The 24,566-nt window shown below is 63.4% G+C and carries 19 protein-coding genes; 12 read left to right on the top strand and 7 right to left on the bottom strand.

What is annotated here, in order from left to right:
- Positions 1 to 31 precede the first annotated feature (31 nt).
- From MU551_RS12450 to MU551_RS12395, 12 genes are all read left to right on the top strand, one after another.
- Positions 32 to 2,008: an APC family permease gene (locus MU551_RS12450; RefSeq protein WP_247044870.1), complete on the top strand. Its 1,977-nt coding sequence runs from the start codon at positions 32 to 34 to the stop codon at positions 2,006 to 2,008.
- Positions 2,005 to 3,372 carry a class I SAM-dependent RNA methyltransferase gene (locus tag MU551_RS12445; RefSeq protein ID WP_247044868.1) on the top strand — a complete coding sequence of 456 codons (1,368 nt, stop codon included), beginning with the start codon at positions 2,005 to 2,007 and terminating at the stop codon, positions 3,370 to 3,372. The genes MU551_RS12450 and MU551_RS12445 overlap by 4 nt, the downstream gene beginning before the upstream one ends.
- Positions 3,373 to 3,534: 162 nt before the next feature.
- Positions 3,535 to 6,363: an aconitate hydratase AcnA gene (gene acnA / locus MU551_RS12440; RefSeq protein ID WP_247044866.1), complete on the top strand. Its 2,829-nt coding sequence runs from the start codon at positions 3,535 to 3,537 to the stop codon at positions 6,361 to 6,363.
- Positions 6,364 to 6,559: 196 nt separating this feature from the next.
- Entirely contained in the window at positions 6,560 to 8,533 is a 1,974-nt protein-coding gene (dxs, locus tag MU551_RS12435) for a 1-deoxy-D-xylulose-5-phosphate synthase (protein ID WP_247044864.1), read from the top strand.
- Positions 8,530 to 9,147, top strand: a complete 618-nt coding sequence (locus MU551_RS12430; RefSeq protein ID WP_247044853.1) for a DUF402 domain-containing protein — start codon at positions 8,530 to 8,532, stop codon at positions 9,145 to 9,147. Before dxs ends, MU551_RS12430 begins: the two co-directional genes overlap by 4 nt.
- Positions 9,144 to 9,704 carry a hypothetical protein gene (locus MU551_RS12425; protein ID WP_247044844.1) on the top strand — a complete coding sequence of 187 codons (561 nt, stop codon included), beginning with the start codon at positions 9,144 to 9,146 and terminating at the stop codon, positions 9,702 to 9,704. Before MU551_RS12430 ends, MU551_RS12425 begins: the two co-directional genes overlap by 4 nt.
- Positions 9,705 to 9,737: 33 nt before the next feature.
- Positions 9,738 to 9,965 (top strand): helix-hairpin-helix domain-containing protein, encoded by a 228-nt coding sequence (locus MU551_RS12420; RefSeq protein ID WP_247044842.1) that lies wholly within the window; start codon positions 9,738 to 9,740, stop codon positions 9,963 to 9,965.
- A gap of 55 nt (positions 9,966 to 10,020) precedes the next feature.
- Positions 10,021 to 10,998, top strand: a complete 978-nt coding sequence (locus tag MU551_RS12415) for an aldo/keto reductase (RefSeq protein WP_247044829.1) — start codon at positions 10,021 to 10,023, stop codon at positions 10,996 to 10,998.
- Entirely contained in the window at positions 10,998 to 12,047 is a 1,050-nt protein-coding gene (locus tag MU551_RS12410; protein WP_247044823.1) for a nucleoside hydrolase, read from the top strand. The genes MU551_RS12415 and MU551_RS12410 overlap by 1 nt, the downstream gene beginning before the upstream one ends.
- A 65-nt stretch (positions 12,048 to 12,112) precedes the next feature.
- Positions 12,113 to 12,931, top strand: coding sequence for an ECF transporter S component (locus MU551_RS12405; RefSeq protein ID WP_247044822.1), 819 nt, complete (start codon positions 12,113 to 12,115; stop codon positions 12,929 to 12,931).
- Positions 12,932 to 12,934: 3 nt separating this feature from the next.
- Entirely contained in the window at positions 12,935 to 13,717 is a 783-nt protein-coding gene (locus MU551_RS12400) for an energy-coupling factor transporter transmembrane component T (RefSeq protein ID WP_247044820.1), read from the top strand.
- Entirely contained in the window at positions 13,714 to 15,270 is a 1,557-nt protein-coding gene (locus tag MU551_RS12395; RefSeq protein ID WP_247044818.1) for an ABC transporter ATP-binding protein, read from the top strand. Before MU551_RS12400 ends, MU551_RS12395 begins: the two co-directional genes overlap by 4 nt.
- Positions 15,271 to 15,333: 63 nt before the next feature.
- Here MU551_RS12395 and MU551_RS12390 read toward each other — a convergent pair whose 3' ends face one another.
- The 7 genes from MU551_RS12390 to MU551_RS12360 form a co-directional block, all read right to left on the bottom strand.
- Entirely contained in the window at positions 15,334 to 17,523 is a 2,190-nt protein-coding gene (locus MU551_RS12390) for a 3-hydroxyacyl-CoA dehydrogenase NAD-binding domain-containing protein (protein WP_247044816.1), read from the bottom strand.
- Positions 17,520 to 18,812 carry a thiolase family protein gene (locus MU551_RS12385; RefSeq protein ID WP_247044810.1) on the bottom strand — a complete coding sequence of 431 codons (1,293 nt, stop codon included), beginning with the start codon at positions 18,810 to 18,812 and terminating at the stop codon, positions 17,520 to 17,522. Before MU551_RS12385 ends, MU551_RS12390 begins: the two co-directional genes overlap by 4 nt.
- A 166-nt stretch (positions 18,813 to 18,978) precedes the next feature.
- Positions 18,979 to 20,334 (bottom strand): HRDC domain-containing protein, encoded by a 1,356-nt coding sequence (locus MU551_RS12380; protein WP_247044808.1) that lies wholly within the window; start codon positions 20,332 to 20,334, stop codon positions 18,979 to 18,981.
- 52 nt (positions 20,335 to 20,386) lie between these two features.
- Positions 20,387 to 21,040, bottom strand: coding sequence for a DUF3000 domain-containing protein (locus MU551_RS12375; protein WP_247044800.1), 654 nt, complete (start codon positions 21,038 to 21,040; stop codon positions 20,387 to 20,389).
- A 61-nt stretch (positions 21,041 to 21,101) separates the two neighbouring features.
- Positions 21,102 to 22,238: a threonine aldolase family protein gene (locus tag MU551_RS12370; RefSeq protein WP_247044798.1), complete on the bottom strand. Its 1,137-nt coding sequence runs from the start codon at positions 22,236 to 22,238 to the stop codon at positions 21,102 to 21,104.
- 111 nt (positions 22,239 to 22,349) lie between these two features.
- Complete coding sequence (locus tag MU551_RS12365; protein WP_247044796.1) at positions 22,350 to 23,072, bottom strand: SDR family oxidoreductase; 723 nt, start codon at positions 23,070 to 23,072, stop codon at positions 22,350 to 22,352.
- Complete coding sequence (locus tag MU551_RS12360; protein ID WP_247044782.1) at positions 23,069 to 24,529, bottom strand: DUF6421 family protein; 1,461 nt, start codon at positions 24,527 to 24,529, stop codon at positions 23,069 to 23,071. Before MU551_RS12360 ends, MU551_RS12365 begins: the two co-directional genes overlap by 4 nt.
- Between the last annotated feature and the right edge of the window lie 37 nt (positions 24,530 to 24,566).

Genomic DNA, 24,566 nt, shown 5'->3' with positions numbered 1-24,566 from the left:
CATCACGCCCGAATCCGACTAGCTTTGTCTGGTGCTGACAATTCTGAACGCCGTCAAGAGGGTGCTGGTGGGGAGGCCCGTCCGGAATGACCGGCTGGCCCACACCCTGCTGCCAAAGCGGATCGCTCTTCCCATTTTTGCCTCTGACGCATTGTCCTCAGTGGCGTATGCCCCGGACGAGATACTCCTGACCCTCGCGCTGGCGGGCGTCAGCGCCGTCGCATTCTCGCCTTGGGTGGGACTTGCCGTCATGGTGGTCCTGCTTACCGTGGTGGCCTCCTACCGGCAAAACGTCCACGCGTATCCGTCCGGTGGCGGTGACTACGAAATTGCCAACGTAAATCTTGGCAAGTATGCCGGCCTGACGGTGGCCTCGGCACTTCTGGTGGACTATGTTCTGACAGTTGCCGTCTCGATGTCTTCGGCGGCCGCCTACCTGGCCACGGCGGTGCCTTCCCTGCATGGGCAGCAGGCGATGCTGGCCTCGATCGGCGTCGTTATCCTGGCGCTGGTGAATCTCCGCGGGATCAAGGAGGCCGGTACGGTTTTCGCGGTGCCAACCTACATCTTCATGGCCTCCATCCTGGGCATGACCGCCGTCGGCCTCTTCCAGGCGGCCACCGGCCAGCTCGGCGAAGCGCCCTCGGCCAACTTCACCATCATCCCGGAAGAGGGATTCGACGAGGGCCTTGTCGGCCTGGCCGGCGCTTTCCTGCTGTTGCGCGCCTTCTCCTCCGGGGCCGCTGCCCTGACGGGTGTTGAGGCCATCAGCAACGGTGTACCGAACTTCCAGAAGCCCAAGAGCAAGAACGCCGCCACGACGCTCCTGCTTCTAGGCGTCATCGCTTCCGCCATGCTCGCCGGCATCATCTACCTGGCCAACGCAACCAAGGTGCACATCGTCCTTGATCCGGCCACCGAGTTCCTGGTGGATGGCAAGGCACCGCCGGCTGGCTATATCCAGACACCTGCCATCGGACAGATTGCCGAGACCATCTTCGGCGACGGGTCCATCTTCTTTTACATCGTCGTGGCTGCCACCGGAGTGATTCTCGTTTTCGCCTCGAACACAGCCTTCAACGGGTTCCCGGTTCTTGGCTCGATCCTTGCCCAGGACGGATACCTGCCCCGTCAGCTGCGGACGCGAGGAGACCGCCTCGCATTCAGTAACGGCGTCCTCGCCTTGGCCGCAGGGGCGCTGGTCCTGATTCTGGCGTTCAACGCCGACGTCACCAAGCTCATCCAGCTCTACATCGTTGGTGTTTTCATCTCGTTCACCATGAGCCAGCTCGGAATGATCAGGCACTGGGGGCGGGAGCTGAAGCTTGTGCGGGACAAGGCTGTCCGCAGGCGGATGATCAAGTCCCGGACCATCAACACCATCGGCTTCGGCATGACGGCTCTCGTACTGACGATCGTGCTGATCACCAAATTCGAGCAGGGGGCATGGATTGCGCTCCTGGCCATGTTCGTGCTCTTCCTCATCATGTGGAGCATCCGGGCGCATTACGACAATGTGGCAAAGGAACTCGCGGTTGACGAAGATTCCTCGCCCCGTGCGCTGCCGACCCGTGTTCACGCCGTACTGCTGGTGTCACACGTGCGTAAACCCGTATTGCGCGCCTTGGCCTATGCCCGTGCCTCCCGCCCCTCGCGCCTGGATGCCGTCACTGTTGACATCAGCCCGGAAGAGACAGCTCAGACACTGGCGGACTGGCAAAAACTCGAGATTCCCGTCCCTTTGACGGTGCTGGCCAGCCCGTACAGGGAAACGGTCACCCCGATAATGGAATACATCAAGAACATGCGGCGCGATTCACCCCGCGACCTCATTGTCGTCTACATCCCGGAGTATGTCGTAGGTAAATGGTGGGAACAGCTGGTCCATAACCAGACTGCCCTCCGCATCAAGACCCGGTTGCACTTTGAGCCGGGAGTCATGGTTGCCAGCGTCCCCTGGCAGCTGAAATCATCCGAGGAAGCCAAGAAACTGCAGGATATCCAATGAGTCACGCTACCCAGACCCGCACCCCTGCGGACCTCGTCGTCGACGTCGGATCCGTGGCTCACGGGGGCCATTGCGTCGCCCGGCATGAAGGCCGCGTGGTGTTCGTCCGGCACGGAATCCCCGGCGAAAAGGTCCGGATCCGGCTGACCGACGCGGGGGAGTCCTCCAAGTTTTGGCGGGCCGACGTCGTCGAGGTCCTTGAGCGGTCCCCTGACCGCGTTCCGCACTTCTGGCATGTGGCAGATTCACTGCGGTCCTGGCCGCACGGACATCCTCCGGTAGGCGGGGCTGAGTTCGGTCATGTGTCGCTGGAACGCCAGCGGCGGCTCAAAAGTGATGTGCTCGGCGAACAGCTCAAGAGGCTCGCCGGCATCGAGCTTGTCACCGAGGTCGAGCCGGTAGGTGCCGCTGCTGCCCAAGCCACCGCCGCTTCCCACACCGGTATCCCCGGCCTCGCCTGGCGAACGCGCGCGAGCTTCGCCGTCACCGCCGGGGGCAAGCTCGGCATGCATGCCCACCGCTCCGACCAGGTGATCCCCATCCAGGACATGCCGTTGGCCGTCGAGGGCATCACCTCGCTCAACCTCTGGGACATCGATCTGCAGGGCATAGAGCGGGTGGAGGTAGCCGCCCCGGCCAATGGATCACGGCGTCTCGTGCTGTTGGCGCCCGCCCCGGGAACCAAAGCAAAACGGATCAGCGCGATCATTGCGCAACTCCCCGACGACGTCTCGGTAGCGTCTGTTGATCCCGTTACTGGCGATCTCAAGCAGCTGAGGGGCCGCACCTGGGTGCAGGAAACCGCCGTCGGCCATGAATTCCGCGTGACTGGAGACGGGTTCTGGCAGATCCACAGGGATGCACCTGAAACGCTTGTGGGAGCGGTGACCGGCTTCCTTCACGACGGCGGGTTCCTCGACGCAGGGGCTGTCGTTGCTGACCTTTATGCCGGTGCCGGGCTCTTTACGGCCGCGCTGGCGGACATCGTGGGCACAACGGGCTCAGTGCTTTCGGTCGAAGGCGCCGCCGGCACCAGCCGGGATGCGAGGAAGAACCTGCACGGTGCTCCCCAGGTGGAGATCGTCCAGGGGAAGGTGGAACGCGTGCTCCGGCACAAGCCACGGAACTTCGACGCACTGGTTCTGGACCCGCCCCGTGCGGGCGCAGGCAAGGCCGTTGTGGGCCAGCTGGTCGAGGCAGCTCCGCGGGCCATCGCCTACGTGTCGTGTGACCCGGCGTCCTTTGCACGTGATCTCGGTTACTTCCAGGACAGGGGCTGGGTCCTGCAGGAGCTACGGGCCTTTGACCTTTACCCCCATACCCATCACTTGGAGACTGCGGCGTTGCTGACTCCCCGGGGATGATGCCACTAGGATGAGCGTAGTAGTCCCGCGTCGCGAGCCGTAATCACGGCTGACCTCCTGCAATTCGTAAGTCCTTGACTAATTAGCAGTAATTAGGAGGACCTAACTAGCAAGCGGTCTACCGCGCGACAAAGATGAAACTGTTGCGAGAGGAGTCCTGCGATGAGCACAGTGGACAGTTTCGGTTCAAAAGGCAAACTTAATGTAGCCGGAACCGAATATGAAATTTTCCGGTTGAACTCCGTTGAAGGTGCAGAAAACCTTCCGTTCAGCCTCAAGGTATTGCTAGAGAACCTGTTGAGGACCGAGGACGGCGCGAACATCACTGCCGATCACGTCCGTGCCTTGGCTGGTTGGGATCCTGACGCCCAGCCCGATACAGAGATCCAATTCACACCGGCCCGAGTCATTATGCAGGACTTCACCGGTGTGCCCTGCGTAGTCGACCTCGCCACCATGCGCGAGGCCGTCAAGGAGCTGGGCGGTGACCCGAAGAGGGTCAACCCGCTTGCTCCCGCGGAAATGGTCATTGACCACTCCGTACAGATTGACGCGTTCGGCAACTCCGGCGCCCTTGAGCGCAACATGGAGATCGAGTACCAGCGCAACGGCGAGCGGTACCAATTCCTCCGCTGGGGCCAGACTGCGTTTGATGACTTCAAGGTGGTTCCGCCGGGCACCGGCATCGTCCACCAGGTCAACATCGAGTACCTTGCACGCACCATAATGACCCGCGAAGTCGGCGGCGTTCTTCGTGCATACCCCGACACCTGCGTCGGTACTGACTCGCACACCACCATGGTCAACGGCCTGGGCGTACTGGGCTGGGGCGTTGGCGGCATTGAAGCTGAAGCAGCCATGCTCGGCCAGCCTGTCTCCATGCTGATCCCGCGGGTTGTGGGCTTCAAGCTGACGGGCTCCATTCCCGCCGGTGCCACCGCCACGGACGTCGTGCTGACCATCACCGAACAGCTGCGCAAGCACGGCGTTGTCGGCAAGTTCGTGGAGTTCTACGGCGAAGGTGTTGCCGCGGTGCCCCTGGCCAACCGCGCCACCATCGGAAACATGAGCCCTGAATTCGGCTCGACCGCCGCAATGTTCCCGATCGACGACGTCACACTCGACTACCTGCGCCTCACCGGCCGCTCGGACGAGAACGTGGCGCTTGTGGAGTCCTATGCGAAGGAACAGGGCCTCTGGCACAACCCTTCCAAGGAAATCCGCTTCTCGGAGTACCTTGAGCTGGACCTGTCCACCGTAGTTCCCTCGATCTCGGGTCCGAAGCGTCCCCAGGACCGTATTGAGCTGACCGATGCCAAGGAACAGTTCCGCAAGGACATCCACAATTACGTCGCCATCGAAGACGGCAGCGTGGACGAGTCCTTGGACGAATCTTTCCCGGCATCGGATGCCCCATCCTTCACGCACGCTGACTCGCACACCACCGAGACCAGCCGTGTTATCTCCGCCGCCAACGGCTCCCACGGACGCCCGTCCAGCCCGGTGCACGTGGTAACTGAAGACGGCCGCGAGTTTGAACTGGACCACGGCGCGGTTTCCATTGCCTCGATCACGTCCTGCACCAACACGTCCAACCCCTCAGTGATGCTTGCCGCCGCACTGCTGGCGCGCAACGCCGTCGAAAAGGGCCTCGTAGCCAAGCCGTGGGTCAAGACCTCCGTTGCCCCGGGTTCCAAGGTTGTCACCGACTACTACGAAAAGTCCGGTCTGACACCATACCTGGAGAAGCTTGGCTTCTACATCGTGGGCTATGGCTGTGCTACCTGCATCGGCAACTCGGGCCCGCTGGACGCCGAGATCTCCGAGGCCATCCAGGCCAACGACCTGTCGGTCACCGCGGTGCTTTCCGGTAACCGCAACTTCGAAGGCCGCATCAACCCGGACGTCAAGATGAACTACCTGGCCTCACCGCCGCTGGTCATCGCCTACGCCCTGGCCGGCACCATGGACTTCGACTTCGACACCGACTCCCTGGGCAAGGACGAAGCCGGCAACGATGTGTTCCTGAAGGACATCTGGCCGAACCCGGTCGAGGTCCAGCAGGTCATCGATTCCTCCATCGACAAGGACATGTTCGCCCGCGGCTATGAGGGTGTTTTCGACGGCGACGAGCGCTGGAAGGCTCTCGACACCCCTGCCGGCGATACCTTCGCTTGGGACCCGAACTCCACGTATGTCCGGAAGCCCCCGTACTTTGAGGGCATGAAGGCACAGCCGGAGCCCGTGACTGACATCGCCGGCGCGCGTGTGCTGCTGAAGCTGGGCGACTCTGTCACCACCGACCACATCTCCCCGGCCGGTTCGTTCAAGTCGGACACCCCGGCGGGACAGTACCTGCTGGCCAACGGTGTTGAGCGCAAGGACTTCAACTCCTACGGCTCACGCCGAGGCAACCACGAAGTCATGATCCGCGGTACGTTCGCCAACATCCGCATCAAGAACCAGCTGCTTGCCGGCTTCAACGACGGCGCCGGTGTTGAGGGTGGCTTCACCCGCGACTTCACGCAGGCTGATGGCCCGCAGGCCTACGTCTACGACGCCGCGCAGAACTACCAGGCAGCCGGCACCGCGCTGGTGGTCCTGGCAGGCAAGGAATACGGTTCAGGTTCCTCGCGTGACTGGGCAGCCAAGGGCACCGCGTTGCTGGGTGTCAAGGCAGTCATCGCCGAGAGCTACGAGCGCATTCACCGCTCCAACCTCATCGGAATGGGCGTCCTGCCGCTGCAGTACCCGGCAGGGGAGTCAGCGGCGACGCTGGGCCTGACGGGCACGGAGGTCTTCGCGGTTGAAGGTGTGACAGCCCTCAACGAAGGCACCACGCCCAAGACGCTGAAGGTTACAGCCACCGCCGAAGACGGTTCAGTGAAGTCCTTCGACGCTGTGCTCCGCATCGATACCCCGGGTGAAGCGGACTACTACCGCAACGGTGGCATCCTGCAGTACGTGCTGCGCCAGATCTCCGCGAACTGATCAGCACGCTTTGAGCTGTACCAGGTGACTGCACCAAACTGAGCTCCGCTATGTGGGGAGAACAGAGAGAGTGTAGAGCCACCACCGAAGGCCCCGGCCGGTCCAAGACCGCCGGGGCCTTCGGCTGCAGCGGCACGGCGCTTGGGTCCAAGGCGGTAGAGTTAAACGGCATGTCTATCATCCGAAGGAGGGGCCGTTGGGAATTTTGGACACCATCCGGGATCCGCAGGACCTGAGTAAGTTCTCCGACGAACAGTTGGAACAACTGGCGTCAGAAGTCAGGAGTTTCCTGATCGGCAGCGTCTCACAGACCGGCGGCCACCTGGGTCCGAATCTGGGGGTCGTGGAGCTCACCATTGCCGTGCACCGGATTTTCGACTCTCCCCGCGACAGCATTGTTTTTGATACGGGACACCAGTCCTATGTCCACAAGCTGCTGACCGGACGCCAGGATTTCACCACACTGCGCCAGGAGGGCGGCCTCTCCGGCTACCCGGACCGCGCTGAATCCGAGCACGACATTGTCGAAAGCTCCCACGCATCTTCCTCCCTGTCCTGGGCCGACGGGATTTCCCGCGCCCGGCAATTGACAGGCCAAGGCGACCGTTACGTCGTCGCGGTAGTGGGCGACGGCGCCCTCACCGGCGGCATGGCGTGGGAAGCCATCAACAACATAGCCGCCGATAAGCGCCGCCGCGTGGTGATCGTTGTCAATGACAACGGTCGCTCCTACGCGGCTACCGTAGGCGGCTTCGCAGACTACCTCGCCTCGTTGCGTCCCACCATCGATTCGTTCCGCGCTGCGCCCGCCTACGAAGGCGCCATGGACTGGTGGAAGAAGAGGCTGCAGAACGGCGGCACGGTGGGCCAGTTCACGTACCGGAGCCTGCACGCCATGAAGAAGGGCGTCAAGGACTGGTGGGCCCCGCAGGGAATGTTTGAAGACCTCGGCATGAAGTACATCGGCCCTGTTGACGGCCACAACCTGCAGGCCATGGAGCACGCCCTCTCGACCGCCAAGCACTACGGCGGACCGGTCATTGTGCACGCCATGACCGAGAAGGGCCACGGCTACGCGCCCGCCCGCGCGCACGAGGCTGACCAGTTCCATGCGGTCGGGATCATCGACCCCGAGACAGGGGAGCCTACGGATCCAGTCGGAGCGAAATCCTGGACTTCCGTATTTGCCGATGAGATCGCTGACATCGCCGATGAGAGGCCGGACATCGTCGGCATCACCGGCGCCATGCTCATCCCCGTCGGGCTGCACAAGTTCGCCGAGCGGCACCCGGAGCGGGTGTTCGACGTCGGCATCGCTGAACAACACGCGCTGACGTCTGCTGCCGGAATGGCCTTCGGCGGGCTTCACCCTGTTGTGGCGGTCTACGCCACCTTCCTCAACCGTGCCTTCGATCAGCTCCTGATGGACGTTGCACTGCACAAGGCAGGCGTCACCATTGTGTTGGACCGCGCCGGCGTCACGGGACCAGACGGCGCCAGCCATCACGGCATGTGGGACATGGCCATGGTGCAGATCGTTCCGGGGCTCCACTTGGCTGCCCCCAGGGACGCCACCCGGCTCCGGGAGGAGCTCCGGGAGGCCGTGGCCATCAACGACGCACCAACCGTGGTTCGATACTCGAAGGGCAGTGTTGGTGCAGAGGTAGAGGCCATCGAGCGGCTTAGCGACGGCGTGGATATCCTGGCCCGCCGCCCGTCCGGCTCCACCGAGAACGACGTCCTGATTGTCAGCGTCGGCGCCATGTCCGAACTTGCGCTCGATGTCTCCAACCGCCTCGGTGCCCAAGGCATCAGCTCCACCGTTGTGGATCCCCGCTGGGTGCTTCCCGTACGCCGGTCCATCGTCGCCTTGGCGGCCCGGCACCGCCTGGTGATCTGCATCGAGGACGGCGTCCGTGCCGGCGGTGTCGGCTCGCGGATCCGGCAGGAGATGCGTGCAGCCGGAGTGGACACCGCCCTGAACGAGGTTGGCTTGCCTGTAGAGTTCCTGGATCACGGCTCACGGAGCCAGGTCCTGACGCGCGTGGGATTGACTGCCCAGCAGATAACGCACGACGTCGTGGCCCAGGTCCTGGGGACCAAAGTGCCTTTCGCCCGGCCCCTTCCCGGCCAGGAACACCCCACTACCGGCAGCCTGCCGAAACTGTGAGGGAAGAGGACAGGCTCAAGTATCCCGGGGCATGGGGAGAAGGCGAGATCCGGCAGCATCAAGGCACAACCCGTATCCCTGCAGGCCTTCAGCCCGGTCAGCTCGTGGTGGCACGGAACAGGAAATGGAACGGTAAAGCCCACTGGGTGGTCCCTGGCACCTACCTTGGCGAGGACATCCACGGTTGGTGGATCTTTCAGGCAACCAACCAATTCTGCTCGCGACCGGGAGCTGCCTTTTACGCAGAGTCCGATGCTGTGCTGCTCATTCCCCGCTCTGGCGACTGGGTGGCCACGTTCTACGATGACGCCCACCCCAACGGGGTCCGGGTGTACGTTGACCTGGCCGTCGCCCATGAATGGAGCACCATCAGGCCTGGCGTCACCGAGTTCCATGTGATCGACATGGACCTGGACGTCGTGCGCACAACTAACCGCGGCGTATATATCGACGATGAAGACGAATTTGCCGAGCACCGCCTGGCCATGAATTACCCGGCCTATCTGGTGGAATCCCTCCAGAGCGATGCGGACCACCTCTATCAGGCCGTCAAGGCACAGCAGGCACCCTTCGACGGCACCGACGTCGATTGGTTCACGAAGGGACGGGCATGAGCGGAATCATCCGGGTTTACAAGCGCGACGACGAGGGAATCCTGAATTTCAGGGAGGCCTGGTTCGATGAAGACTACAGCCAGCTGGTCATGAACTACGGCGTGGTTGGCCACCAGAGCAAAACCGAAGAGACCGACGTCGCCGACGCCGAGGCAGCAGAGGGGCTTATGGCAGCCTTCGCCGCTCAATGCGCAGAGGACGGGTACGCAGAAATCCCCGACGAGGAGCAGTTCTGGGTGGTGGCACAATATGCCCTCAAGACCAAGGATGGCACCGACCGGGACCGGTATCTCGAGGAGAAGGCCAAGGACGCGCTCATCAGCCACCTGGCCTGGAGGGGGCTCGGCATTGTTGACCGGTCAGAATTCGGGGACTCGAAGCTTAATATTTTCTGCCTGTGTCCCGATGTCAACAAAGCCGTAAATGCCATCAAAGTATGCATTCGCGGGGAAGACCTGGACTTCACCAAGCTCAGCATCGGGGCGGCCCCCTTCACCGATCCGGAAGCTTTCAGGCTCAAGCACTCGCCCAAACCGGCTTCGGGCTTTACCCTCTAATAGGGGGTATCAAACCACTGGAAGGGATCTGTTATGACGCCAAAATCCATCCAACCAGGCCACACACCACTGCCTCAGGGCATCGGTGCCCCGGCACGAAGGGCCCTCGCCCACGCGGGAGTGGTAACCCTGGAGCAGGTAGTGCAGTTCGGTCATACGGACCTGACAAAACTGCACGGGATGGGCGTCAAGACTATGGCCCAACTGGAAGACGCAATGGATGAGCACGGACTGACGTTCCCTTCCCGCCAAACGGGCTGAACACCCGTAGCCATACCTTGGGCGGGCGTCCGTGCAGGCGTTATAGGGTGAATTCATGACTCAATATCGCCGGCTTGGAACCTCCGGACTCACTGTCTCCGTCGTGGGGCTTGGCTGCAATAATCTGGGCCGGGCAAACACCCTGACCGAATCCCAAGAGGCAACAGACGCCGTCGTTCATGCCGCGCTCGACGCCGGGATCACCCTTTTCGATGTCGCGGACGTCTATGGTCGGGATCCCGGCCTCAGCGAGACGATGTTGGGCAAAGCCCTGGCCGGCCGGCGGAACGACGCCATAGTCGCCACCAAATTCGGTCTGGACATGCGGGGCGCCAACGGCAACGACTTCGGTGCCCGGGGCTCGCGCCGTTACATCATCCAGGCGGCAGAGGCTTCCCTCCGCAGGCTCGGGACGGACTGGATCGACCTCTACCAGTACCACACCCCGGATCCGCTCACGCCCATTGAAGAGACCCTTGCTGCCTTGGACCACCTCGTCACAAGCGGCAAGGTGCGGTACATCGGCCACTCCAACATGGCCGGCTGGCAGATTGCCCAGGCCGAATACGTGGCACGGAGCCTGGGCGGAGCGCGCTTCATCTCCACCCAGAACCACTACAACCTGCTGGACCGGAGAGCCGAGCTCGAGGTCATCCCGTCCGCGAAGGCCCTGGGCCTCGGCGTGCTGCCCTATTTCCCCCTGGCCAACGGCCTCCTCACCGGAAAGTACAGTCCTGGCAACGCGCCGGAGGGTTCACGCCTGAGCCATACCCGGACCCACCTGGTTCACGAGGCGGACTGGGACCAGCTCAGCAGATTCAGCATGTTTGCCGCGGAACGAAACCTCACAGAAGTCCAGGTTGCGTTCTCATGGTTGGCGGCGCAGCCGCGCGTGGCAAGCGTGATCGCGGGTGCCACCCGGCCTGAACAGGTCCGCGAGAACGCCGCAGCTGTGGCCTGGGTCCCCACAGACGGGGAACGCGCTGAACTGGACGATATTTTCCCGCTCACGCCGAAGGTCGCCCTCTTCTGATGCAGCAACTCCTGGTGGACGTTGACACCGGCATCGATGACGCATTGGCACTCGTTTACCTGCTGTCCCGTCCTGAAGTCCACATCCGGGCCATCACCTGCACCGCCGGAAACGTCGGGGCCCGCCAGGTGGCCTTAAACAACCTCGCACTGCTCGAACTTTGCGGGGCCGCGGACATCGAGGTTGCCATCGGCGCGGAGGTTCCCTTGGAGATCCCGCTCCGCACCACCGAAGAGACTCACGGCCCGCAGGGGATGGGCTACGCTGTGCTGCCTGCTCCACACCGGAAGATCTCTGAACGGCACGCTGTGGATATCTGGGTTGAGGAGGTGCGCGCCCATCCTGGCGAGATCACCGGCCTTATCACCGGACCGCTGACAAACTTTGCGCTGGCCCTGCGCCGCGAGCCGGAGCTGCCCCGCCTGCTCAAAGGCCTGGTGATCATGGGCGGATGCTTCAACTATCAGGGAAACACCACGCCCACCGCCGAATGGAACGTCTCGGTGGACCCGCAGGCGGCCAAGGAGGTCTTCGCTGCCTACCGGGGCGTTGCCCAGGACAAGCTGCCGATAGTCTGCGCCCTCGAGTCCACCGAACGGATTGAGATGCGCCCCGAGCACGTCCGGCGTTTGGGGGAAGCCGCCGGGGTGCATGAGCCGGAACTGGTACTGCCGGAGCAGCCGGAGGGCCAACGCAGCAAGTCAGCCAATCCACTTGTGGCGTGCTTGTCAGACGCCATCCGCTTCTATATGGAGTTCCACCGCCTCTATGACCAGGGTTTCATCTCCCACATGCACGATGCTTTCGCCGCAGCGGTGGCGGTTGGACGGACAGAGTTCAGCACCAGGCTGGCCACCGTTCATGTTGAAACTGATTCCCCGTTGCTGATGGGCACCACGGTGGCGGATTTCAGGGGCATCTGGGGCCAGCCGCCGAACGCCCGCATTGTTTCAGCCAACAACCCCGAGCAGTGCTTCGATGAGCTGATTAATTCCGTGGGCCGGCTGGCGGCCAGCCGGTATCATGGTACCCGCGCCGAGGTGACATAGGCGGATCGTTGTGCCCTGCCAGTACCGGGAAATCCCTGCGTACGGCCCCAGCCAAAGGAACCACCATGTCGCAGCAGTCCCTCACTCTTCCCGCTCCTGGCGCGGCGGCGGACAAAAAACGCCGCCTGCTTGAGCTTCTGGGTGCCGCTTCCATCGCGGCCACCTTTATTTTCCTGGTCCTTGCCCAGCCGGCGGATATCACCAACGGTGTGGGGAGCGCCTCCACCCTCGTGGCCTTGGGCGGTTTCCTTCTCGGTGCGATTCTCCTGATCCTGGGCGTGCTCCCGACCCTGCCCACATCCACGCTGGTCCTCATCCCGGTTGCGCTGGTCCTGAACATTGCCTTGGGCCAGATCATGGGCACCACGGGCCTGCCTTTCTACTTCGACGCAATCGGCACCGTACTGATAGCCGTCCTGGCGGGACCAGCGGCCGGAGCTGCCACGGGGGCCCTGAGCAGCATCGTATGGTCGTTCTTCAACCCGACCGTCCTGCCGTTCGCCGCAGGAGCGGCCCTCATTGGTTTCCTGGCCGGCATGGCGGCCCGTTACGGTTTGTTCCGCCGCTTCTACCTGGCTCCGGTTGCAGGGTTCGCCACCGGCATCATCGCCGGAGTGGTCTCGGCTCCCATTGCGGCCTTTGTTTTCGGCGGCACTTCCGGAGCCGGGACAGGCGCCATTGTCAGCGCTTTCCGCGCCATGGGGGACACCCTCCTCGCGGCGATCACCAAGCAGGCCCTGATCTCTGACCCGATGGATAAAGCCATTGTGTTCGCGATCGCCGCCCTGCTGGTGTACGCACTTCCGCGCCGGGCCACTTTCCGCTTCCCGTTTGTGCGGCGCTTCAACGTCCTCGCAGGCAAGGACCCGGCAGCCGCTTCCTAGCCCGTGCTTTCCCGCCTCAATCCGCTCACCACCCTCGCCGCTTCCGGCGCTGCCATCGCCCTCACGATGGCTGCCTCGAACTGGCCCGTGTCCGTTGCCGTAGCGGCGGCTGTGCTCGCTGCAGGCACGGGTGCCGGGGTTATGCGCCGGGTCCTCGCTGCCTCCGCTGTCATCCTCTTGCCGCTCTGGTTTTCCCTGCTGGTGCTGCACGGACTGTTTTTTCCGGAGGGCCGCATCGTCCTGGCGGGATGGGGGCCGGCCCGCATCACAGTCGAGGGGCTTGCCTTCGCCCTTGAGATGGGAACGCGCACCACTGCCTGCGTTCTGGTGCTGCTGCTGTTTTCATTCGTGGTTAACGTTGCTGATCTTGTAGCAATGATGACCACCCGCAGGATCCCGCCGCAGTTCGGCTACGTTCTGGCTTCCACTCTCACACTGGCTCCTGCCATCACGGATCAGTTGAGCAGGATCCGGCAGGCCCAGGAAGCCCGTGGGCTGGTCCTGGGCGGCAGCCTGCTGCAGCGCGTGGCCGCTGCACGTTTGCAGATGGTTCCGTTGGTCCTGGCACTCATCCAGGAGGCAGCCGAACGGGCCCACGCCTTGGATGCGCGTGGATTCAGTTCTCCGGGCCCCCGCAGCACGTATCGTGAGGTGGCCGATTCACGGGGGCAGCGCACATTCCGCCGTGCAGTTCTGGGGCTGGCTGCGGCGGCGGTGATCCTGAGGCTGTGTGCTTCCTGGTTTGGTGTGCCGGTTCTTCCTTCGCTGTCGGCAGGAAACGCATGACGACGCCGGTTCTTGACGCATACATCGAAAGTTTCAGTTTCCATGGGGAGACAGCACCGGCGGTGCACGGCGTAGGCCTCGCGGTGCAGCCTGGAACGCTGGCGTGTGTGCTGGGCGGGGCCGGCAGCGGCAAATCAACGCTCGGCAGGCTGCTTGCAGGCTGGCTCCGAAGCGCTGATGGTCAGCTGAGGGGACGGTTGTCGCTGAGCGGTGACGGCGTCCCCAACGGCGCCCAACGCCTTGACTTCGCCGGTACCGAGGACGATCCCAGGATCAGTCCGGCAGCCTGGTCCAGGCACGTGGGCTATGTGTCCCAGGACGCCGCTGCCATGCTTTCCGGGATCCGCTCCACAGTGGCGGAGGAACTCGCATTCGGGCTGGAAAACCGCGGCATGAATCGCGACAGCATGCACCGTCGGGTAGCTGACGTGGCCTCGAAAACAGGTCTTTCCCCCTTGCTCGACAGGGACCCGGGGAGCCTTTCGGGAGGCGAGCTGCGGCGCCTCGCCATCGCCTGCTGTGTGGTCACCGACCCGGCCGTCCTCATCCTGGATGATCCCTTGTCCTCCTTGGATGGCGAGGGCGCCGAACTGATTCGGGACCTCATCGCGGGGCTGGTTGCCCGGGGGGCCGCCGTCGTCCATCTCGGACAAGTGGCGGGCCTCCTTTTCAGCCAGGCAACACACTGCATGGTGCTCGACGGCGGTACGGTGACCGCCCAGGGGACGCCGGCTGACGTGCTGCTCAGCAGGGGCCTGGCCGAGTCGGGCGTAGTGGTGCCGTCGGAGGCAGTGCGCCACGGACGTTACCGTCCTGAAGCGACCGCCCCGGAACCGGTATCCGGGAGCGCCGCGGCCTCGAACAAGGTTTCCTCGGGAGCCGGAACCGGAGAGTCCAGCCTGAGTTTCCGGAACGTCACGTATTCCCTGCCTGCCGGGCAAGGGGCGCAGCGTGCCGTTCTGACGGAGGTGGACCTCGAGGTAGAACCCGGCCAGACTGTGGCTATTACGGGTCCTAACGGAGCGGGAAAATCCACGTTGCTGCGCCACGTCAACGGGCTGCTACGCCCTGAGCACGGGGAAGTGTTGGTGGCAGGACTTCCCATCCGGGGAAAATCAACCGGGGCCATCGCCGCGGATGTCGGCCTGCTCTTCCAGCATCCGCGGGACCAACTGTTCGAACGGACCCTGGTGCGGGAAGTCGGTTTTGGGCTTGACCGCCTGTTTGGTGCTGAAGCGGAGGCGCATGCCGTCCAGGCGTTGGAGGACGTTGGCCTGGCACATGTTGCCTCCGCCCATCCCCACGATCTGCCGGCTTCAGGCCAGCGCCTTCTGGCCCTGGCCACGGTGCTTGCCCGGCAGCCCGCTGTCATCGCCCTGGACGAACCAACGGTGGGATTGGACCGCCACGGCCTTGCCCGCCTGCAAACAGCCCTTGACACGGTCACCCTCCGCGGAGCTGCAGTCCTGATCGTCACGCATGATCTCGCCTATGCCAGGACAGTAGGCCACCGCGTGCTCAGGCTGCAGGGTGGAAGGCTCCAGGATACTTAGAGGAGCCTTCCACCCTGCGTCCGCGGTCCTCCAACGGTCCTCCCGATGGCCATAGGCGATGCGTCAGGCGGGGCGGGAAGCGATCCCGGGCGCGAGGAAGCGCTTGCCGTTGACCCGCTCGGATGCGCCAACCCGGTCAAGATACGGGGTGATGCCGCCAAGGAACATCGGCCAGCCGGCCCCCATGATGACACACAGGTCGATGTCCTCCGGGCCTGCCACCACTCCTTCGGCAAGCATGAGCCCGATTTCCTCGGCAAGGGCGTCCTGGGTGCGGCGCAGGACTTCCTCGGCAGTGGAAGGGGAAGAGCCGAAGGACATCAGAGCCAGCGTCTCTGCCGGGATGACCGGCTTGCCGTCGGGGCTCGTCTTCTCCGAACCTGGCGCCCAGATGGACTTGATCCCGTTGTCGATGAGCTTCTGCAGGTTCTGCGATACGGCAAACCGGTCGCCGAAGGCTGCATGCAGCGATTCCTGGACGTGTTGCGCCACAGGCAGGCCCACCATGGCCCCGAGGGTGAAGGGAGTCATGGGGAAGCCCATGGGCCGCAGGGCATTGTCAGCGACGTCGGCAGGTGTGCCCTCATCGAAGGCGGCGGTCACCTCGCCCATCAGGCGCAGGAGGATGCGATTGACCACGAAGGCCGCCGCGTCCTTGACGAGCACGGCAGTCTTCTTCAGGCCCTTGGCGAGCTCGAAGGCGGTGGCCAGCACAGCGTCGTCGGTCTTGGGCGCGCGGACAATTTCCAGCAGCGGCATAACGGCCACCGGGTTGAAGAAGTGGAAACCGACCAGCCGCTCGGGATGCAGGAGGTCCTCGGCCATGGCTGTGACGGACAGCGAAGACGTGTTTGTGGCAAGGATGCAGTCCGGCGAGACGATGGCCTCCACTTCCGCAAAAACCTGCTTCTTGACGTTGAGTTCCTCAAAGACGGCTTCGATGACGAAATCGGCGTCGGCGAAAGCTTCCTTGGAAACGGAACCGGTCACCAGGGCGCGGGTACGGTTCGCCGCGTCCGGACTGATGCGCTTCTTTGCCAGCAGTTTGTCCACTTCGGCGTGGACGTAGCCCACGCCCTTGTCCACTCTGGCCTGATCGATGTCCGTCATAACAACAGGCACCTTGAGCTGACGGGCGAACAGCAGGGCCAGTTGGCTCGCCATCAGCCCTGCACCCACCACGCCGATCTTGGTCACGGGACGGGCCAGTTTCCGGTCGGGAGCACCGGCTGGGCGCTTGGACCGCTTCTGCACCAGATCCAGGAATGCGTAGACGGTGGACCGGAATTCATCGGTCTGCATGAGGTCCGCGAGCGTATCGCATTCCAGCTCCGCCGATTCCTGCTGCTGCATAGTCCGGTTGGCTGCCATGATGTCCAGGACCTTGCCGGGCGCCGGGGAAGCGTTGGAGGTTTTGGCCTCCACAAAAGAACGTCCTGCAGACACCGCGGCTTCCCACCGGCGGGCAACATCCGAGTCAGAGGGATCGACGGCGTTGGACCGCTCAGGAGTGACCTCACCGGAGATGACTTTGGCTGCCCACGCTACGGACTGCTCCACGAAGTCGGCGGGTTCGAACAGCGCATCGGCGACGCCCAGCTTGAAGGCCTCGGGTCCGGAAAGGCTGCGATTGTTGCTGAGGGGGTTCTCGATCATGACCTTGACGGCATTTTCCGGACCGATGAGCCTCGGCAGGACGTAGACCCCTCCCCAGCCAGGGACCAGGCCGATGAAGGCCTCCGGCAGCGCGAGTGCGCCGGCACCGGTGGAAACCGTGCGGTAGGTCGATTGCAGGGCGATCTCAAGCCCGCCGCCCAAAGCCACACCATTGATGAAGGCGAAGCTCGGGACGCCCAGATTGGCCAGCGTGGCGTAAACGTCGTGGCCCAGCTGGGCCATCCACAATCCATGTTCGCGGCTGTCCAGGGATTTGACGGCGGAGAGATCCGCGCCGGCCACAAGGTAGTACGGCTTTCCGGTAACCCCGACGCCGACGATCTCTCCGCGGGCTGCGCGCTCCCGGAGGCCCTCAAGAACAGTACCGAGCTCAACCAGGGTGTTGGGTCCGAGGGTGGTGGGCTTGGAGTGGTCGAGGCCGTTATCGAGGGTCACGAGGGCGAACGTGCCAGGACTTTGGCCTGGGGTTCCGTCCTTTCCTGCTGCAGGCGGCAGCAGGATGTCCTGGACATACGAGTGGGTAACTGTCTCGTTCGGAAAAAGATCCGCAAGCTTGCGGAAATCTGCGGCGCTCATGCTGCGGCTCCAGTCTCTGTAGTGGTCTCATCAGTGTGGGCGTCAGCGCCGGGACGCGTTCCGCTGTAGTCGGCGTGATGGGGGTTTTCCCAGATGACCGTGGCCCCCATGCCAAGACCGATGCACATGGTGGTCATGCCGTAGCGGACAGAGTGGTCCTCGTCGAATTGGCGTGCCAGCTGGTTCATGAGCCGGACCCCGGAGGATGCCAAGGGGTGACCCACGGCGATTGCACCGCCGTAGCGGTTGACCCGGGGGTCGTCGTCGTCGATGCCGAAATGGTCCAGGAAACTGAGGACCTGCACCGCGAAGGCCTCATTGATTTCGAACAGCCCGATGTCATCAATGCCCAACCCTGCGTTCTTGAGGGCCTTTTCAGTGGCAGGGACAGGTCCGATGCCCATCACCTCCGGCTCGACGCCGGCGAACGCGTAGGTCACAAGCCGCATCTTTACCGCCAGGCCCAGTTCCTCGGCCGCGTCGGCCGAAGCGAGGATTGCTGCCGTTGCGCCGTCATTGAGTCCGGCGGCGTTACCCGCCGTTACCCTTCCGTGCGGACGGAAAGGCGTCCGCAGTGAGGCGAGGTCCTCCAGCGAGGTGCCCGGCCGCGGCGGTTCGTCAGTCGAGTGGAGAGTCCAGCCCTGGCCCGGTTTCATCGTTGCCACGGGGACCAGGTCTGGCTGGATCTGGCCGTTTCCGTAGGCTGCCGCCAGTTTGTTCTGGGAGGCGACCGCGTAGGCGTCCGTCCTGTCCTTGGTGATGGCGGGGAAGCGGTCGTGAAGGTTTTCCGCGGTGTTGCCCATGTTGAGTGCCGCGGGATCCACGAGCCGTTCGGACATGAAGCGGGGATTGGGATCAGCCCCTTCGCCCATGGGGTGGTTGCCCATGTGCTCCACACCGCCGGCGATGACGACGTCGTAGGCGCCGAAACCGATGCCGCTTGCAGTGGTGGTGACTGCCGTCATGGCCCCGGCGCACATACGGTCAATGGCGAATCCCGGGACGGTCCGTGGCAGGCCGGCGAGCAGGGCGGCTGTCCGGCCGATGGTGAGGCCTTGATCGCCTGTTTGAGTTGTGGCTGCGATCGCCACCTCGTCAATTCGTGCTGCCGGGAGGGAAGGGTTACGCCGCATGAGTTCCCGGATGCACTTCACGATCAGATCGTCAGCGCGGGTGCCGGCGTAGATGCCTTTCTCTCCGGCGCGGCCGAATGGCGTGCGGACACCGTCCACAAACACTATGTCCCTGATGTTCCGGTTGGTCGGCGGATTACCGCTGCTTTGGCTCACGTGCTACTCCTCATCGAGACATGGGTGCCGCGGCACTGGTCCAGGGCCGAAATGACCACAGGCAGCAGTGAACCGGGCGACAAGTAACACTCATGTTACTCGCGAGTAACTTAGCTTGCAAGGGAGGAGTGTCGTGGTGGGCCCGCACTGAAGCCTCAGCCGTTTGTCAGGCCACTGCGGGACCGTCTGCGTTGCCTTTTACGCCCGGGGCTTCCTTCGGTTCCTTGAGGGGCAGCGGCTGTGGATTGAGGAATGCCTCTGTGATCAGTGGTGTCACTATCCCCACCTGCCAGTCACGGGCGCCGAGGGTGCGAAGCTCCTCGGCGATGGATGCCTCATTCATCGCGGCCGGGGGGCGCCAGGCCACGCGGCGCAGATAATCGGGTGTCAGCAGGTTCTCTACCGGGAGCTTGAGCTGGTCGGCCGCTTCCTGCAGCAGAGGGCGGGCCGTTGCAAGCCGCTGGGCTGCCTCTGGGTCCCTGTCCGCCCAAACCCGGGGAGGTGGGGGCGCGTTGGTGGGCAGATGCAGGGGAGGGAGTTCCTCGAGGTTCCTGGCGATGCTGATGCAGCGAAGCCAGCGGGGCGCTTCGCGTTGCGCCGCCCGGCCATGGAAGCCCTTGGTTCCCAGTAACTGCGGAACTGTCGAGGGCATGGCTTTGGCTGCAGCAACCAGGGCTGAGTCAGGGAGGAGGCGCCCGGGGGCAACGTCACGTTTGCGCGCCAGCGAATCCCGTTCCACCCACATTTCCCTGACAGCAGCCAACTGCCGGCGGTCCCTGATCTGGTGGAGGCCGGAGGTTTTGCGCCAGGGGTCAATCCGAGGGGGCGCCTGGCCGTTGGCGAGGATGGCGGCGAATTCCTGTTCCGCGAATTCGAGTTTGCCGTCTGCCTCCAGCAGGTCGATGAGCTCTTCCCGCAACTCGGTGAGCACTTCCACGTCCAGTGCCGCATACCTGAGCCACGGTTCGGGGAGCGGCCGTGTGGACCAGTCCGCGGCCGAGTGTTCCTTGGCCAGACCGAAGCCCAGCAGCTGCTCGATAACGGCGGCGAGACCTACCCGTGGGAGGCCGGCCAGCCTGGCCGCCAGCTCGGTGTCAAAAAGCTTGTCGGGCCACATGCCCAGTTCTGAGAGGCAGGGCAGGTCCTGGCTGGCCGCGTGCAGGATCCATTCGACGCCCTGCAGGGCGTCATTGATGATCCGCAGGTCCCCGAACGGTTCCGGGTCGATGAGCCAGGTGCCGGAGCCTTCGCGGCGGATCTGGACCAGGAAGGCGCGTTGCCCGTAGCGGAAGCCCGAGGCGCGTTCAGCGTCGACACCGGCGGGGCCTGTTCCGGCGGCTATCGCGGCGGCACAGCGTTCGAGGCCGGCGGGGGTTTCAATAACGAGCGGTACGCCGTCACGGGGGGAGTCAAGGTCAATGACTTCCGGGACGAGGCTGTCGAAGCCTTCCACCGTGATGTGCGGGTTGATGTCAGCAGCCGGGACGCCGGCTGTGGTGTGTTCCGGAATGTGAGGGGTCATGATTCCAACAGTTTACCGACAACGCACGGCAGGATGTCCTGCGCCCTCTCCATCACTGCCAATGGGTCCGCCTGCGTGGCAGGGCAGACACGCCGTCGGGCAGGGGCGGGAGGCCTGCAAAGGTACACACCATGTCAGACCACGCCTCCAGATGGCTGCGGACATCCGACGAGGCCGGGGTCCAGGATGCGCGGAGTTCGATATCGATCGACTCCCGGCGGTCAGAAAGTGTTCCGAAGCTTTCGGACAGGACCCGAGTGGCCGTTCCCCCGGCAGCACGGTAGGGGGCCCGGTGGTTTTCGAGGGCCTCGACCAGCCAGGTCCAGGCTACGGAACCGAGCATTTCGTCGTTTCCCATTTCCGGTTCCAACTGGGCGCGGATATACGTCACAATGCGGAATTCCCCGTCCCAGACTGCAGAGCCGTCAGGGTCATACAGGAGGATAAATCGTCCAGTAGCCAGTTCGTCGTCGGGCTCCTCCCCGCCGGATGCCCTTGAAAGGGCTGCGGCAGCCGGTCCATGGATCGACGCCGGTCCCGGACGATGGCTTGGCGCCATGACTTCGGCGCCCAAGGCCACCGCGTAGGGTGCCAGCCGTGAAGGCGCGGGAATCTCATCGAGCCGAAGTTCATTTCTGCAACGAGCTTTTCTAAGGGTCCCCAGAGCGTGGAGAAACTCTGCAGGAACCTGGGCGAGTGCGTTCACCTTCGCAGGGTACGCAAGCGCCGCAAGATTTTCCTGCAGGCTCGCCGTCGTGGTTCTTGGATCAACCGGCAGTCAACTCCCGTTTGATGGCTGCAACGAAAGAGTCCACGTCTTCTTCGCTGGTGTCGAAGGAGCACATCCATCGGACCTCGCGGGTTGCCTCGTTCCAGTCATAGAACCGGAACGATTTCCGCAGCCTGTCCGCCACTCCTGCAGGAAGGACGGCAAAAACCCCGTTGGACTCGGTATTTTGGGTGGGTTCGACGCCGTCGATGCCCTCCACACCGGCGCGCAACCGCGCTGCCATGGCATTTGCATGTGCTGCCGAGCGAAGCCACAGATCGCCGTCCAGGAGGGCAATGAACTGTGCGGATAAGAAGCGCATTTTGGACGCGAGCTGCATGTTCATCTTGCGCAAAAAGATCAGGCCGCTGGAAGCTGCCGGATTCAGCGACACCACCACTTCGCCGAAAAGCAGTCCGTTCTTGGTGCCTCCAAATGTGAGGATGTCCACCCCGGCGTCGCGGGTAAAGGCCCGCAACGGCACCTGGAGGTGGGCCGCCGCATTGGCCAGGCGGGCTCCGTCCATGTGCAGCTTCATTCCCTTGGCATGAACGTGATCGGCAATGGCCCTGACCTCCTCGGGGGTGTAGCAGGTCCCCATCTCAGTGGTCTGGGTGATGGATACGGCAAGTGGCTGGGCGCGGTGTTCGTCTCCCCATCCCCATGCCTCGCGGTCGATGATCTCGGGGGTCAGCTTGCCGTCGGCGGTGGGCACCGCGAGCAGCTTAATGCCGCCCACTCTCTCCGGGGCACCGTTCTCATCCATATTGATATGGGCTGTTGCGGCGCAGATCACGGCGCCCCAGCGGGGGAGAAGGGATTGCAGAGAAAGTACATTAGCCCCCGTTCCGTTGAAAACAGGGAAGCATTCGATGCCTTCACCGAAGTGCTGCTCCATCAACTGCTGAAGCCTGGCCGTGTAGTCATCCTCACCGTAGGAGACCTGATGGCCGCCGTTTGCCGCTGCCAGCGCCGCCAGGACCTCCGGATGCACGCCCGAGTAGTTGTCCGAGGCGAAACCACGCACGGAGGGGTCGTGCAGCTGCAGCTGACCCGGTTCCTGAGCAGCGGTTGCAGTTTGCGCGGCGGCAGAGGCGGGGGAAGTCTCTACTGTGGATGTCATTGCTTTGGTCACACTTTCAGTTTAGGGATGCACTGGATGTCTGTCCTCGAAGGCGCCTTCGACGGCGGGGCCCGGCGGGGAGGGCGGCCTCCTGTCTGGAAGCTGCCGGAGTTGCGGCTGCTGTCAGGGGACCAGAGGGAGTTTCCGCCCGTTCAGCTCCGCGGCCTCAGTCCGGAACAGGTCAACAGCGGCGGCGCCGAGTTCCCCGACGTCGGTGAAGCCCGGGAACGTCCGCTCCGGCGCTTTCGCGCGCATGGTGTCATCGACGAGTGCCTTGACCACAAACACGACGGCGGCGCTCTGCAATTCCGTTTCTTCGTTCCTGTCCGCTTCGAACCCCTCGGCCATAGCCATCGTCCAAACCTCAGCCGCAGCTTTGGCCGCCACGTAGCTTGCCGTCGCGGCGGTGGGGGAGGTGACTGCAGTGGATGACACCATTGCGAAGCGCCCTGTGTCCGATGCTGAGAGGTCGTCATAGAACACCCTGGAAACGTTCCTGAGGGTGGTCACGGCATTGCGTTCCAGGAAGTCCCAGTCCTCGTCGGTCTGGGTGGTGATGCCCTTGGCCCCGCGCCATCCGCCCACAAGGTGGATGACGCCGTCGATCCTGCCATGGGAAGCTGTCACTTCCGATTGAAGGGCCTGCACCTCGGCCAGGTTCGCGAGGTCACAGACCAGGGGGATGACGCCTTCGCCCGCCTCGGTGGCTGCAGCCACAATCCGCTGCTTGTCCGAGCCCACGGTGAGCACCGTGAAGCCGGCCTGCCAGAGGGCCCTGGCAGTCGCCACCCCCGAGGGCCCGCTGCCGCCAGTGACCAATACCTTCAGGGTGAGTCCGGATTTCATGCCGCGTTCAAAGCCTCCGTGCTGGATGTGATGGCTGAATTGCCGGTGATTCCCGCAGTGGATTCGATAACCGGCCGCATCTTCTTCTCCAGCGCTTCGTAGAACATGGACAGGGGGAATTCGTCGTCCAGCACCTGGTCAGTGAGTCCACGTGGCGGTCCGGCCAGTGGCAAAGCGTCAGGACCCTTGGCCCATACGGATGCGGGGTTAGGAGTCACGGTACCGGATACCAGCTCATAGGCTGCCAACCAGTGTGCTGTTTTCGGCCGGTCGATGGATCGCCAGTAGAGTTCCTCGATCCGGAGCCCCAGCTCGATGACCACCTGGGACACTTCATCCCAGTCGATGCTGAGGCTGCTGTCGGTCCAGTGCAACACCCGGTGCTGGTGCATCCAGGCAAAGAGGAGCTGGCCGCCGAGCCCGTCGTAGTTGCGCACTCGGCTGCCCGTGATGGCAAAGCGGAAGATGCGGTCGAAGATCACGGCGTACTGCACGAGCTTGGCATGCCGACGGGCTTCCGGGCTGGCTTTTTCGTCCTTTTCGATCTTCACGGACTCCCGGAATGCTGTCAGGTCACAGCGCAGTTCTTCCAGGGAGTACAGGAAAAACGGCATCCGCTGCTTGATCATGAAGGGGTCAAAGGGGAGGTCGCCCCGCATGTGGGTGCGGTCGTGAATCAGGTCCCACATCACGAACGTTTCCTGGGTCAGCTGCTGATCTTCAAGCAACTCCCTGGCTTCTGGCGGAAGGTCCAGCGAGGTGATCTGGGCGGCGGCGCGCAGTACCTTGCGGAACCGGGCAGCTTCCCGGTCAGCAAAAATTGCGCCCCAGGTGAAGGTGGGTGTTTCCCGGACCCCGACGGTTTCCGGGAACAGGACGGCTGAATTGGAATCGTAGCCGGGGGTGAAGTCGAGGAAGCGGATGGGAACAAAAAGCCTGTTTGAGTACTCGCCGCCCTCGAGGTCAGCGATGAACTCGGGCCAGATGACCTCAATCAGCACCGCCTCGACCAGGCGGCTGCTGCTGCCGTTCTGCGTGTACATGGGGAAAACCACCAGGTGCTGAAGCCCGTTTTCCCGGTGCTGCTGCGGCTGGAACGCCAGCAGTGAGTCGAGGAAGTCTGGTACGCCAAAACCTCCGTCTCGCCACGTACCGAAGTCCTTTACGAGGAGATCCAGGTAGCCTGCGTCGTGAGGGAACGAAGGCGCGAGGGCCTCGATTGCGTCGACGATAGCAGAGACATGAACGGCCGCGTCAGTGTGGTGGTCCGCCTCAGGAACGGAGCCGTCCTTTGCCTGCAGGGGCTGCAGAGCTGTGGCTGCCGTCTTCAGCCGGATCCATTCCGGATGGGCGGCAGTAACTGGTGCCGTAGGCGAAGACTGCGGGGAATCAATCGCTTGGACTGCGTCCGCTTTTTCCTGGACTGTGTCTTCACTTGTGATGACGGGGATGCTCATGGTGGCAGTGGCCTTTCTGGTCGCTGTTGCTTCTTCG

It is taken from the genome of Arthrobacter rhizosphaerae (assembly GCF_023062595.1).
Classification (GTDB): Bacteria; Actinomycetota; Actinomycetes; order Actinomycetales; family Micrococcaceae; genus Arthrobacter; species Arthrobacter rhizosphaerae.
Note: the sequence above shows the minus strand (reverse complement) of the source record. Positions and strands in the feature narration are given on the sequence as shown.